This window comes from Myxococcales bacterium, assembly GCA_016703425.1.
Taxonomy (GTDB): Bacteria; Myxococcota_A; Polyangia; order Polyangiales; family Polyangiaceae; genus JADJCA01.
Genome location: JADJCA010000001.1, coordinates 256,428 through 269,740, shown reverse-complemented (window position 1 = coordinate 269,740; position 13,313 = coordinate 256,428). Strand labels below are relative to the sequence as shown.

The following is a 13,313-nucleotide window of genomic DNA, read 5'->3' as shown; positions in this document are numbered from 1 at the left end:
TCCTAGTGGAGCGTTCAGCCTCTCGCGTGTCGCACATCGTGACGGGGCCCGACGAGGCGGAGGCTGCCACAGGCGTCGAGCCGGGGCCGGGGGACGGAGCCTGAACGCGGTTTCCCGCCGCGGGCGGCTGCGATACGGTCCGGCGCTCGTGGCTCCGACCCCCTCACCTGCCCGCGCCGCGCGCGCCGCCGTCCGGCGCCAAGGCGGCGCGCTCGCCTCACCCGACGCCGCGCTCGCGTTGCTCGTGCTCGCCGTCGTCGGCATGATGATCGTGCCGCTGCCGACCTGGCTGCTCGACGGCCTCATCTCGCTGAACCTCTCGGCGGCGGTGACCTTGTTGCTCGTCGTTCTCTACGTGCCTGACGCGCTCGCCATCGCGACGTTTCCGACGGTGCTGCTCCTGACGACGCTCTTCCGGCTCGGGCTCAACGTCTCGGCGACGCGTCTCATTCTTCTGCACGGCGACGCCGGCGACGTGATTCGCGCCTTCGGAACGTTCGTGGTTCAGGGCAACTACGTCGTCGGCGCCATCGTGTTTCTGATCCTGACGATCATCCAGTTCGTCGTCATCGCCAAGGGCTCAGAGCGGGTCGCCGAGGTGGGGGCGCGCTTTGTCCTCGACGCGATGCCGGGCAAGCAGATGGCCATCGACGCCGAGCTGCGCACCGGCGCCATCGACAGCGCCGAGGCGCGGCGCCGCAGGCGGACCTTGCTGCGCGAGAGCCAGTTCTACGGCGCCATGGATGGGGCGATGAAGTTCGTGAAGGGCGACGTCATCGCGTCGCTGATCATCACGGCGGTCAACATCTTCGGTGGCCTCGCCATCGGCGTGGGTCAGCGAGGCATGCCCGTCGGCGACGCGCTAAAGCGCTACGGCCTCTTGACCATCGGTGACGGCCTTGTCTCGCAGATCCCCGCCCTCGTGATCTCGACGGCCGCCGGCGTGCTCGTCACGCGCGTCGCCAGCGAGGAGAACGAGACGCCGCTCGGCCGCGAGCTCAGCACGCAGCTCTTGGGCTCCCCGAAAGCGCTCTTCGCGGCATCGCTGTTCGTCGCGCTGCTCGGCGTCGTGCCCGGGCTTCCTACGCTCCCCTTCCTCGTCGTGGCGGCGCTCTTGTTCGTCGCCTCGCGCCGAGCCACGCGGCGCCTCGAGGAGGCGCGCCGCGAGCGTGAGGCCAACGTCGAGGGCTCGCGCGACGGCTTCGCGCCGCTGGTGCCGCTTTGGCGCGTCGAATTGCCAGCGGAGAGCACAGCCGCGCTGGGCGACGTTGCCACCCAGCTCGACGGCGTTCGCCGCGACCTGTTCCTCGAGCTCGGGCTTCCTTTGCCGAAGGCCGTCTTGACGCTCGCGTCAGGGCTCCCGTCGGGGCACCTCGCCATTTCGCTGCGCGACGTGCCGCAGGCGATCGTGCCGGCTGGCGACTTGGGCGCGGCCACGGAGGCGATTCGGAACCTTCTGCGGCGCCGCGCTGGTGAGCTCTTGGGGCTCTCCGAGACGCAAAAGCTGCTCGACGAGCTCGAAGGGGTGCAGCCGGCGACGGTGCGTGCCGTCGTGCCGAAGCCCGTGTCGCTCACGCTCCTTACGGACATCCTGCGACGACTCGTCGACGAAGGGATCTCGATCCGCGACCTGTCGGCCATCCTGCAGTCGCTCTCGGGCCACGCCGCGCTCGAGAAGGATCCGCTCTCGCTCGCGGAGCTCGTGCGGGCCGATTTGCGCCGCGCCACGACCTTCCGACTCACGCGCGGTGCAGGGCATTTGGAGGTCGTGACGCTCGATCCAACGGTCGAAGACATCGTGCGCCGATCCGTCACGCGAACGACGGCGGGAGCGTTCTTGACGCTCGCACCGCAAGCCGCGAGAGACATCGTGAGCGCCATGCGCCGCGCCGTGGCGGAAGCGAGCGCGAGCGAAGGTCGTCCCGAGGGAGCCGAGCCCCGGACCATCGTGCTCACGCAGCCGGACATTCGCCGCTTCGTGCGCAAGCTCGTCGAAACCGACTTGCCCGAGGTCGCTGTGGTGAGCTTCGCGGACCTGCTCCCGGAGATTTCGGTGCGTCCCGCGGCGCGGGCGCACTTGGCAGATTTGGGCTGAGCTACGCCGCCGCTGCGAGTGCGTTGGGGGCCGTGCTTCGTGGTACGAGCAAGCCATGGCCCGCCCGCAATGCTCGGTCTTCATCGCCGCGAGCCTCGACGGCTTCATCGCTCGACCCAGCGGCGCCATCGACTGGCTCTCCATCGTCGAGCGTCCCGGCAAAGCCTACGGCTGGAAGGCGTTCTTTGACTCCGTCGACACCCTGCTCATGGGGCGGAAGACCTACGAGACCGCGCTGGGCTTCGACGCATGGCCCTACGCGGGTAAGCGATGCGTGGTCCTCACGCACGAGGCACCGCGCTCGCGGCACGGCGAGGCGTTCTATCGCGGCGACTTCACGGAGCTCGTCGAGCGCCTCGGCGCCGAGGGCGCGCGGCGCGTTTACGTCGACGGAGGCACCGTCATCGCGCAGCTCCTCGGCGCGCAGCTCATCGACGACGTCACCGTGTCCGTCATCCCGGTTTTGCTCGGCGAAGGCGCGCCACTGGCACCCGCGATCGGTCGCGACGTTCGGCTCGCGCTCACCGGACATCGCGCCTTCGAGAGCGGCTTGGTGCAGCTCCGCTATCGGGTGATGGCGGGCGTGGAGCAAGCCGCCGCCGATTGAGCGACCGGTTGCGCGACCTACCTCCCGAGCCGCGACGTGGGGCGACTCCATGCCTCTTCGGCAAGGGCGTGAGCGCCGAGATCGATCTGTTGCGTTGGGCGCCCGACAAGCTGCCCGCCGAGGCGCGCTGAGAGCGCGCCGCCGAGCAGGCCTACTGCGGAGGCGGATTCGCCAGAATCTCGGAGGCCGTCAGTGCGTACGGCGGCTGCGCGTAAGGCGACGGAACGCTGTAGTCGCCCCATGGCGGCGGGAGCGCGCTGCCGCCGAAGGTCGGCGACATGGAGATCGCCGTCACGGTGATCCAGGAGCCGTCGGTGGGGATCTTGCGATATCGGCCGCCGAGGCCGTCCATGACGACGTACGGATAGCAGGTGTCGCAGACGCCGGCCGTCAACTGGCCGTTGGCGATGTTGATGTAACGCGCGCGTGCGCCCGGATAGTCGCTGGCCGCGAGCGACTCCGCCGTGTAGAAATCTGCACCGACCTTCACGATGAACTCCGACGACGCGCGATCGTCGATGCCTGAACCATCGGTGGTGACGCTGAGTTGCGTGCTGAAGAACCACGCCTTGGCGTCCTGAAACGCTGCGTGACCGATGGTCGCTTGGCCCCACAGCTCGTACTTGTAGAAAGCATCGGGTTTGAGCGATGTGGTCATCGCATCCACGGCGACTTGCGTATCGGGGTTGAGCTGCGCACCCGTGCCGGTCGTCTCGTCGATCTGCTCAGGAACGCCAACGGGGCGACTCTCGAAGGCGAGAACCCACTGCCCCGTCGACTTCGACAGGTAATAGCCGCGGGCGCGGCGCGCCAGCACGAGCGAGTGCGAGGCATTGTTTTGGGCCCCGGCCCAGATCCAGGTCCACGAGATCGCGCCCGCCACGTTCTGTGCGAAGTGATCGCACACGCCCGAGCAGATGCCGACGATCGAGTCGTAGTTTCCGCCCGTGCCGCCGATCGAGCCGAGCGACGCATAGGCCGTCATCGTCCCCGAGCCTCGCTTCGCCAGCGTGGCCTCCGACGCCGTGGTCATGTCGTCGATGACCGCCTGCGCCCATCCGGGCGAGGTCGTTGGCGGCGTGACGGGAAGCGTAGGTCCGCCGGCCGTTGTCACTGCGACGGTTCCGATGGCGTAGCGGTATCCGATGGCGCCCGCCGCGAAGCGCTCCGCCACGGCAGCCGTGGCGGGCGACATGCGAATGTTCGCGGTTTCGGCGCCGGGCGTAGCGTGGTGCACCCCCGCCATCACCGTGTACGTGCCCGACGCGCTCGCGGGGATGGCGAGCGTTCCCGAGAAGGTCGTCACGCCGGCCCACGTGGAGCTCTTCGGGCCCGGCACCGGGTACACCGCATGGTCGAACCAGTCAGGCTTGCCGGGACCGACGAGGTGCAAGAAGACCTCGTAGTCGTCGGTGAGCGCGGGACCGACGTACGCGAGCTTGATGGCGAAGCTGAACGTCCCTCCCGGCGCGACGGAGCTCGCGCTCGGCGAGAGCGGGTAGATCGTGAAGCCCGGTCCCGGCGCTGGCACCGTGGTCGCGTCCGCGGCTGCGGCGTCCGCCACGGACGGGGCGAGCCCCGTGTCGCTTTGGGCGGGCGCCGGCACCAACGAGCGACGCAGCGGCGCCAACTCTTCGGAGCAAGCCTGCATACCGAGGATGCACACGAGCCCGCACGCGACGACAACGGGGCGTACCGCGCCACGCAGCGCGAGCTCATCGACCAGAGGCTCGCGCGGGACTGTCTCGTTCGCCTGCATCTGTGGCCTCCTACGACCGAGCGTCGCCCAGGTCGTGCAGTGCCGTGCACGTGGCGGACCATCGCGCACACAAGAGAATCACCGAGAAGAGCCCGCGTCTCTCGCGCCGCCAGTGCGACGACTCGGTCGCATCTGCGTCCTCGCCGTCGCAGCGACGGCAGGACCGGCTAGCCCGACAAGGCCGGGCGCCGACGCGCGTCAGACCTTCTGGCGGACCATCTTGCGCGGTACGGCGCCGCTCTGCATGAGGACCTGCTTGGCCTCACGCTCCAAGAGCGGATGCACCTTCTTCTGCTGGACGAACATCGCGAGCAGTTGCGGGCTCGTATCCGAGAGCTTCTTCAGACAACGCTGCACGCCCTTGATGTCGTTGAGCGACGCGTGGGCAAAGGCACGCGCGCGCCACATCTGGATGCGCATTTCGCCGAGCTCGGGGTCTTCGGGGTTGAAGAGCTCGAGGGTCTCGAGGCCCTTCTTGGCGTTGCCGGTGCGGGCCCAGGCTTCGCCAGCGACGGTCGCGAACATCGCGCGAGTCTTGACGTCCTGCTGCTTTCCCAACTCGAGCTTGTCCACAAGGGGCCGCGCTTCCGCCGTCTCACCGAGGGAGAGGTGGAGCATCGCCCGTAGCGCCCGAACCTGATCCGCAACCGGCGTGAGCTGCTTGTCGAGGGGGATACTCTCCAGCGTAGCGAGGGCCTTGCGCGGCTCCTCCTGCATTTCAAGCTGCGCGCGAGCGAGCGTGGCCTGCACGTCGCCCTTCTTGAAGTCCGCTTCGAGCTTCTTCAGCGCGTCCTTGCGCCCCTCGGCCGTATCGGCGCCCCGAAGGATGCTCCCGAGCGCTTCGGTCTTTTTGACGTAGCGAACGAACCAGAGCCCTGCCCCGGCGGCCGCCACCGTCACGGCGGCCATCACGTACTTCGGAATCGGAGAGGGGATGAAAAGGGCGATGAGCCAAAGGATCACGAGGACCGCGACGACCCGCAGCGCGCCCTTCCTGAGGTTCACGGCCGGCGGCGGCGCCTTGCTCTGCCCGGATTGCAGAGAGCGAAGCTCCTCCTGCATCTCGGCGGCGCTCTTCTTCTTCTTCGCCTTCGAGGCAGGCGCTTGGGACGGGGGGCGTTGGCTCGGGGTCTCAGTCACGGGGGGCGCTGTACCGCGGCGCGCGGCCGCGCGCAAACCCAGGTGATCGGGCAGGCGCATGCGCCCGGGCGGGCGGACCAGCGAGGGCCGGGGGGGGCCAGGCACCGCGAAGGCCGACAATTAGCATGCTAATTGTCGAGCTGCGGTCGCGCCCCCCCAGCCCGTCCGCCGGACAGCCACGGACGGGCGCGGACAGGCGGCGCGAAGAGTCCACTTAGCATGCTAATTGTCGACCGCCGGGCCGCCCCCGCGCCCGCGGCCGCGCCGCCGTCGCCTCTCCGCCGCTTCTTAGGCCTGCCGCCCGCCGCGCGCGCGAGCCCAACCCGTGCGACCCTATGCGCGGTGGTCGACGACGACACATCTCGCGCCCAGACGCCTCCCTCGCGCGCGGCCGGAGCCGGACTCCCGCCAAGCATTGTCTCGCCGAGGCCCCACGCTGCACCCGGCGCCCCCCTCGCGGCGCCCCTCGTCGCCCCCGCCACGGCCCTCGCGCTCCTCCTCGCGACCGCGCTCGCCCTCGTCGCCGTAGACGCCGCCTCCGTACCTTGGGCCTCGCTGGCGCGCGCCCACTCGATCGCGCTCCCGCTGGGCCAGACACTCTCGCTGTTGCTCCGAAGCCTCGTCTACCGCTTCGGCGACCTGCTCGCGCTCCAGTTCGTCGTCGTTCTCCTGCTCTTGGGCCGACAACGTGGGGCCTCCAAGGGCCTGCTCCTCGCCGCGGCCCTGGCGGTTGCCGTCTGCGTAGCCGGCTCCGCGCACCTCACGCTCGTCACGTACCCGAAGTTCCGCGGGTATCCCCCCTTCGTCGTCGCTGCGGCGTGCCTCTTCGCGTTCTCCGCGGCCAGCTCCACGCTCTTGCTCACCTCGGTCGGCGGCCGCTGGATGCGACGACTCGTCGGTGCGAGCGGCCTTGTCGGCGCGGCGCTCGCGCTAGGCTTTCACCTCACCCGCTTCAAGAACCTTTACCCGTCGCTCCATCAGTCCCTGTTCGCTGGCGCCCTTGTCTTGGCCAGCGCGGGCGCCTGGACCTTCGCGTCCGCATACCGCCCGCGCCGGCCAGATCGCCCGCAGGCGGCCTCGCGCACACCACGTCGCTTCGCGGTCGCCCTCAGCGCCCTTACCGTGGCGCTCTTCGCCCTTGAGCGCGCGCTGCCGCTACCCTCGCCGTTCGTGGCGCACGTCGCCGCCACCACGCTGCTCGGCACTCCCCAGGGATTCGCGCTGATGGGCGGCCGCGGCGAAGGGCGCGAGAGCGCGGCCGTCGAGGTGCCGTGCGTGACTTCGCCCCTCGAGTCGCATGCCGGCCCGCGCGGCGCGCTCGACGACGAAGCTCTCTTTCGTCGCGTCGCCGCCGTCCCGTCGCTTCGCGACGACTTTCGCTTGAGCGAGCACAATGTCTTGCTCATCAACGTCGAGGCCACGCGCTTTGACAAGACGAGCCTCGGAAACCCGCGGCTCGGCACGACGCCGTTCCTCGCGGAGCTCGAGCGCCGCGGGGCCTTCATTTTTCCCCGCGCCTATGCGCCGTCATGCCGCACGCTCGCCTCCATGGGCAGCGCCTTCACGATGACCTTCCCGTCGCACGTGCCCATGACCGTCGAAGAGTCCGACTGGTGCGGCGAGATCGCGCCGCGCGCCGACACCGTGGCCGAAGCCTTCTCGCGCTCCGGCTACCATACGTTCCACGCCGTTCACGTCGGCGGCCCCGAAGATCGTTGCGTTCGCGGCCTAAGCCAGGGCTTCGCGGCGCGCACCTTCGAACCGGCACCGGAAGACAAGGCCGACGTCGTGATGGGCGTTGATGAGCGCGTGACGGCCCACGCGGAGGCGGCCTTCGAATCGGCGGCGCGAAGCGGCAAACGCTTCTTCGGCTGGCTCTTCTACGTGTCGCCGCACCATCCGTACCGGCCGCGGAAGGCCGGCACGCCCCAAGGCTCGCTCGCGGCTCACCTCGAGAACATCGAACACGTGGACGGGCAGCTCGCCCGAGTCTTTGCGGCGTTGGAGCGCACCGGCCTCGCGAAGAACACCGTCGTCGTCTTCTACGCCGACCATGGCGAGGAGTTCGGAGAACACGGCGGCGCCGTCCACGGCACTACGGTCTACGAAGAACAGGTGCACGTGCCGCTCGTCGTCTGGATCCCCGGCGAGCGCGGACGGCGCATCGACGCGCCGACATCGACGCTCTACGCGTTGCCCTGGCTCATGCTTCACGGCCCATCCCCACTCCGCGACGCCGCCCTCGCGCGCGTCTCCAGCGATCTGGCCCCCATGATGCGCGCCACCGACGAGTCCGTCGTCATCGAGCGCATCGGCACGACGCGCATGCTCGTTTCGCTGGTGAAGGGCCCGCTCAAGTTCGACTACGATCTGAACTCGCGCCTCGCGGAGCTCTACGATCTCTCGAACGACCCCACCGAGACCTTCACGCTCTTCGATACCGACCGGGCGCGCGCTCAACCGTTCTTGACGCGCCTCGACGCGTACCGCGCGGCGCGCGCGTGTCGCCGCGCGTACCGCCTCCCGCCGTGAACCGGGCCGCTCCCCCGCGGCCGCGTCTGTAGCGGTCGGGCAAGCGCAAGCGCGAGGCCCGCGAGTCGACGGCACGAACTCCACGCCGGCGCCTTGGCCCAACGGGAGGCGGGGCCAGGACGGCGGCGCGCCGGAGCCCCTGTTGGCCACCTTTCGGTTGCGCGGAGACGCCGATGGTGTAGAGGTCATTCGCAACTCGGTTGCATCAAACCATCAGTTCAACGACTGGTGAATCGTCCCTATGTGCCATCACGAGCACCTCGCGCCCCCCCACTTCCAGCGGTACCTCGCGAGGCTCGCCGCACGGGCCGTAGCGGCGGGACTTCTGGCGTTGCTCCCCGCCGCGGCGCAAGCGCAATCGCCGCCTCCGCAGCTTGTGGCGCCTGTCGTCCGCACCCACGTCGACGCGACGTACCCCGAATCGGCCCACCGTGAGAACAAGCACGGCGACGTCGTCCTCGCCGTGACCGTCGACGTCCACGGCCACGTGAGCGCCGTGGAGGTCCTCGAATCGGCGGGGGCCGATCTCGACCAGGCGGCCATTGTGGCTGCGCGTCAGTGGACGTTCGACCCCGCGCTCCGCAACGGAAAGCCCGTCGCGGCGAAGATCCGCGTGCCGTTCCACTTTTCGCCGCCCGCGGCCGCTGTCGAGGTCGTCGAGGCGCCAGCGCCACCGTCGCAGGCCTCCTCCCACGCGCACAGCCACGAGGAGCCGAAGGCCCCCGCCAAAGCGTCGGACGAGGTGCTCGTCCACGGGCGGCCCATGCCCCCCAGTCGCGGGGCCTCCGACTTCAACCTCCGCATCGGCGAGTTGGCCCGCGTCTATCGCGGCAACGCCGCCGAGTTGCTCAAGCTCGCCCCCGGCATCCTGTTGTCCAACGAGGGCGGCGAAGGTCACGCCCAGCAGGTATTTCTGCGTGGCTTCGATGCGCGCGAAGGGCAGGACATCGAGTTTACCGTCGACGGTGTTCCCATCAACGAGCCGGGCAACATTCACGGCGGTGGCTTCGCCGAGACCAACTTCATCATCCCTGAGCTTGTCGAATCGCTAAGGGTCGTTGAGGGCCCCTTCGACCCGCGGCAAGGCAACTTCGCCGTGGCCGGCAGCGCCGACTACCAGCTCGGTCTTCAAAAGCGCGGCACGACCATCGGCTATCGCGGCGGCAGCTTCAACACGCACCGCCTCTTGCTCCTCTGGGGGCCGAAGGACGAAAGCGTGCACACCTTCGGTGGCGCTGAGCTGTATCGGACCGACGGCTTCGGTCAGAATCGCGGGGCCGACCGCGCCACGGGTATGGGGCAATACGAGGGCCGCATCGGCGAGCGGGGCTCTTACCGGCTCACGACGCAGGCCTACACGACCAAGTACTTCTCGGCGGGCGTGCTCCGCCAAGACGATCTGCGCGCTGGGCGCGTTGACTTCTACGACACCTACGATCCGCGTCAGGGCGGCTCGTCGTCGCGGTATTCGCTCGCCGCGGACATCGTCTCGCGGGGCCAAGACACCACGTACACGCAGCAGCTCTTTCTCATTCGCCGGGACCTTCGCCTGCTGAAGAACTTCACTGGCTTCCTCGAAGACACGCAGGAGGCCATCCAGAGCCCTCACGGGCAACGCGGCGATCTCATCGATCTGAACAACGGCGTGTGGACCATGGGCGGCCGCGGCGCCTCGCGCATCGCCGGGAGCGCGCTTGGCCACAAGCAGGAGCTCGAAGTCGGCTACTTCGCTCGCGGCGACCTCGTCGACTCGTCGGAGCAAAGGCTCGAGGCGACCACGTCGGTGCCTTACAAGACCGAGACGCTGCTCTCGTCGAAGCTTGGCAACCTCGGCCTCTACGGTGACGCCAACCTGCACGCCACGCGCTGGCTCACGGTTCGCGGCGGACTTCGCGCCGAGCTCTTCTCCTTCGACGCGCAGAACCTCTGTGCGGCCCAAGACGTGTCGAAACCCTCGGTGAAGAACCCGCCCGGTGACGCGAGCTGCCTCACGCAGTCGCGGTTCGGTGTGCACCGCGAGGCGAACCAACGCGCTTCGACGGTCGGCACTGCGCTCTTGCCGCGGGCGTCAGTGCTCCTTGGCCCCTTCGACCACTTCACCTTCAGCGCAGCCTATGGGCAGGGCGCCCGCTCCATCGACCCGGTCTACGTCACCCAAGACGTCCGAACGCCCTACGCGAGCATCACCTCGTACGAAGGGGGCGTCGGCTACGCGAGGGACAGCGAGACCTCGAGCCTCGTCGTCAAGTCGATCTTCTTCCAGACGCACGTCGACCGCGATCTCATCTTCAACCAGACGGCGGGGCGAAGCACGCTCGCCAATGGCACGTCGCGCACTGGATGGGCCGGAACGGTCCGCTACACGGGCATGTGGCTCGATCAAGCCGCGAGCCTCACCCTGGTGCGCTCGTCTTTCGACGACACCAACCTGCTCGTGCCCTACGTGCCCGATCTCGTTTTCCGCTCCGACACGGCGCTCCACGCGGACTTTCCCGTGAGAATACGGGGCGACAAACTCCGCGGCGCGTTGGGCTCCGGCATCACCTACGTCGGTCGGCGCGAGCTGCCCTTCAGCGAGCGCAGTCAACGAATCCTCACCGTCGACGCGTCGGCGACGCTTGGCCTCGGCAACGTCGAGCTGGGGGTCATCGCGTCCAATCTCTTGGACAACCGCTACCGGCTCTCCGAATACAACTACTCGTCGGTGTTCCAGCAGGGCGGCCCGCCGACGCTCGTCGCCAGCAGGCACTTCGTCGCGGGGGCGCCACGCGCCGTGTTTGGGACCCTGACCATGACCCTGGGGGGCTCGTGATGGGCTCAACACGGCGACGGTTCGGGCTGCGGCACGCGCTCGCCGTGCTTTCCCTTGTCGTGCCCACGGCGGCGACGATGACGGGCTGCATCGGCAGCTCGGGTGGCGAGACCTTCGACTTCGAGGGCGGCGCAGCGGGCCCCGCGGATGCGCATTCGGGAGCCCCGCTAAGGTTCACGACGCCCCGGGGCTACGACGTCGAGCTGACCCGCGCTTCGCTTCGCATCGGCGCCGTCTACATGAACGAGCTGCTTCCGGTGTCGAACGCCCAAGCCGATTCATGTCTGTCGTCGGGCCGTTACACCGCCGAGATCAGCGCCGGCCTCGACGTCAACCTGCTGGACGAACGCCCGCAACGCTTCACTCGGCGAGGATCTGCGACGACGGCGCCCGCGCGCGCCGGCGAGGTTTGGCTCACCGGCAGCGGCGACGTCTACGACGAGAGCGACACGACGCCGATCTTCGAGGTCGAAGGTACCGCGACCCGCGATGGGCGCGCGCTCCCCTTCAAGGGGCGCCTCACCATTGCCGAGAACCGCAAGCGCCCGCCGCCGAGCCCCGCCCAGCCGGGGGCCAATCCCTTGTGTCGCGAGCGCATCGTTGCGCCCATCCCCCTGTCCATCGCCCCGTCTGCCGGCGGCGCGCTACTGGTACGCGTCGATCCGCGGCGTCTCTTTCTGACGGTCGACTTCCAGGAGCTGAAGCAGTTCTCGAAGGACCCTCCGCTCTTCGGCTTTCAGGACGAAGCCGCTGACGGCCCGAGCGTCGCGGTCTTCGCCGCCCTCCGCTCCGCTGCACTCTACACGTTCGAGTGGCGCGCTCGCCTCTAGCGGGCGGCGAACCTCGAACGGTTCATCAAATCATCAAGTCACCAAACGGAGTTTATCCCATGGCCTTCTTTTGTCTTTCGAACGCTACGCGCACCTTGTTCCCGCTCACCCTCGTGGGCCTCGTCGCTGGACTGACCACGCAGGGGTGCAGCGACGACGCGGAGAACCAGTCGGGAACGCAGCCAGCGGCAACGACGGATGGCGGCGGGTCGGCGGAGGCGAGCGCCGTCAGTGACGGTGGTGGCGGCGCCGACGTGGTGACGACGACCGACGGTGGTTTCGCCCTTAAGGCCTTCACGGCGCCGCCGGCGACTCCTGGGAACGGGAGTGTGCTCTTCACGATCTCCGGCGAAGCCCTCGCGACGGAGGGCTTCGCGTTTCCGCCGGCCGTCGACCAAGAGGTGACCTTCGTCGATGGTTGGGAGGTCAAGCTCGAGCGGCTCATCACGACCGTCGACGCCCTTTCGCTCGCGGAGGCGCCGGACACCGACCCTGCCGATCAAGCGAAGACCGGCAAGGTGGTCGCAGAGGTCGATGGCCCCTTTGCCGTGGACCTCGCCAAGGACGATCCCACCTATCCCGCAGGAAAGGGCGGCGAGGGCAAGGCCGTCCCGCTAGCCGTCGTAGCCAACCAGAACAAGAACGGCGGCGCCGCCTTCGATACGGCCGGGGCCCGCTACGCCTTTGGCTTCAAGAGCGTGGCCGCGACCGCGAACGCACAGAACGTGAACTTGGGTCCGCAGGGCCTCGCCGACTACGCCGACATGGTGAAGGAGGGGTGCTCGATTCTCTATGTTGGCACCGGGACCTTCAAAGGCAGTGCCGGCGGCGTCACCTGCGCGCCGGCGCCGGGCGCCAACGCGGCCCTCGATGCCCTGCCCTCGGTGGTCAACTTCAAGCTGTGCGTCAAGGCGCCGGTCGACAGCGCGAACTGCCAGAACCCCGACAACGACCCCGCGGCACCGCTCGGTGGTGAAGACCATCAGCGTGGTGTCGCCGTCAAGGGCAACACCTTCGTGACGGCTCAGGCAACGATCCATCCGGATCACCTCTTCTGGATCAGCGTCGAGGAAGACGCTCCGGCCACCTTCAACCAATTCGCCGCGGCGGCCCAGGGGGGCGGCGACGGCGGCACGGGCACCGTCACGATGAAGGACCTGGAGGCGCTCGACTACCAGGCGCTCAAGAACAAGGGAGGAGCCGCTCTCCCGTGGCGCAACTGCGTGGGGGGCGACTTCACGCCACCGGTGGGCAACATGTCGTTCAACTCGGGCGCCGTCCTTAACGTCGGACCGACAGGAAACCCGGCGACGGGACTCCGACATACCGCCGACTTCGTGACGTTCATCACGAGCACGCAGGGACACCTCAACGCCGACGGGCTCTGCGCCGTGAAACGGAACTATTCCTCGCCGAACTGAGGGGATTGCGGCGGGGAAGGCTGCGCAAACGGGGGGGCAGGCGGCCGGCGGGGTCGGGCGAGAGCGCCGTGCACGGGCACGGGCACGTTCACGTTTGCGGGGCTGCGCGCAGCGGCA

The 13,313-nt window shown here is 68.8% G+C and carries 8 protein-coding genes; 6 read left to right on the top strand and 2 right to left on the bottom strand.

Features of this window, described 5'->3' with window-relative positions; translation table 11 throughout:
• Positions 1–262: 262 nt before the first annotated feature.
• On the top strand, positions 263–2,095 hold the full coding sequence (locus IPG50_01100; protein ID MBK6690800.1) for an FHIPEP family type III secretion protein: 1,833 nt from the start codon (positions 263–265) through the stop codon (positions 2,093–2,095).
• A gap of 55 nt (positions 2,096–2,150) precedes the next feature.
• A complete protein-coding gene (locus IPG50_01095; GenBank protein ID MBK6690799.1) occupies positions 2,151–2,702 on the top strand; it encodes a dihydrofolate reductase in 552 nt (183 codons plus the stop codon).
• Between the two features lie 151 nt (positions 2,703–2,853).
• On the opposite strand, the gene IPG50_01090 is transcribed toward IPG50_01095, so the two are convergent.
• Positions 2,854–4,461 carry a hypothetical protein gene (locus IPG50_01090; protein MBK6690798.1) on the bottom strand — a complete coding sequence of 536 codons (1,608 nt, stop codon included), beginning with the start codon at positions 4,459–4,461 and terminating at the stop codon, positions 2,854–2,856.
• A 198-nt stretch (positions 4,462–4,659) separates the two neighbouring features.
• Positions 4,660–5,523 carry a hypothetical protein gene (locus IPG50_01085; protein MBK6690797.1) on the bottom strand — a complete coding sequence of 288 codons (864 nt, stop codon included), beginning with the start codon at positions 5,521–5,523 and terminating at the stop codon, positions 4,660–4,662.
• A gap of 297 nt (positions 5,524–5,820) precedes the next feature.
• Here IPG50_01085 and IPG50_01080 point away from each other — a divergent pair, with 297 nt between their 5' ends.
• The 4 genes from IPG50_01080 (at position 5,821) to IPG50_01065 (ending at position 13,196) form a co-directional block, all read left to right on the top strand.
• Positions 5,821–8,133 (top strand): sulfatase-like hydrolase/transferase, encoded by a 2,313-nt coding sequence (locus IPG50_01080; protein MBK6690796.1) that lies wholly within the window; start codon positions 5,821–5,823, stop codon positions 8,131–8,133.
• Positions 8,134–8,374: 241 nt separating this feature from the next.
• The gene (locus IPG50_01075) at positions 8,375–10,945 is read left to right on the top strand and encodes a TonB family protein (protein ID MBK6690795.1); all 2,571 of its coding nucleotides are present in this window, start codon (positions 8,375–8,377) and stop codon (positions 10,943–10,945) included.
• Positions 10,946–10,989: 44 nt separating this feature from the next.
• On the top strand, positions 10,990–11,775 hold the full coding sequence (locus tag IPG50_01070; GenBank protein MBK6690794.1) for a hypothetical protein: 786 nt from the start codon (positions 10,990–10,992) through the stop codon (positions 11,773–11,775).
• 59 nt (positions 11,776–11,834) lie between these two features.
• Complete coding sequence (locus tag IPG50_01065; protein MBK6690793.1) at positions 11,835–13,196, top strand: hypothetical protein; 1,362 nt, start codon at positions 11,835–11,837, stop codon at positions 13,194–13,196.
• Positions 13,197–13,313 lie beyond the last annotated feature (117 nt).

What these genes read in the sequence shown, in the direction of transcription:
- IPG50_01080 (MBK6690796.1), top strand. Translation starts at nt 5,821, where the DNA reads ATGCTAATTGTCGACCGCCGGGCCGCCCCCGCGCCCGCGGCCGCGCCG.
- IPG50_01090 (MBK6690798.1), bottom strand. Translation starts at nt 4,461, where the DNA reads ATGCAGGCGAACGAGACAGTCCCGCGCGAGCCTCTGGTCGATGAGCTC.
- IPG50_01100 (MBK6690800.1), top strand. Translation starts at nt 263, where the DNA reads ATGATGATCGTGCCGCTGCCGACCTGGCTGCTCGACGGCCTCATCTCG.
- IPG50_01095 (MBK6690799.1), top strand. Translation starts at nt 2,151, where the DNA reads ATGGCCCGCCCGCAATGCTCGGTCTTCATCGCCGCGAGCCTCGACGGC.
- IPG50_01085 (MBK6690797.1), bottom strand. Translation starts at nt 5,523, where the DNA reads ATGCAGGAGGAGCTTCGCTCTCTGCAATCCGGGCAGAGCAAGGCGCCG.
- IPG50_01065 (MBK6690793.1), top strand. Translation starts at nt 11,835, where the DNA reads ATGGCCTTCTTTTGTCTTTCGAACGCTACGCGCACCTTGTTCCCGCTC.
- IPG50_01075 (MBK6690795.1), top strand. Translation starts at nt 8,375, where the DNA reads ATGTGCCATCACGAGCACCTCGCGCCCCCCCACTTCCAGCGGTACCTC.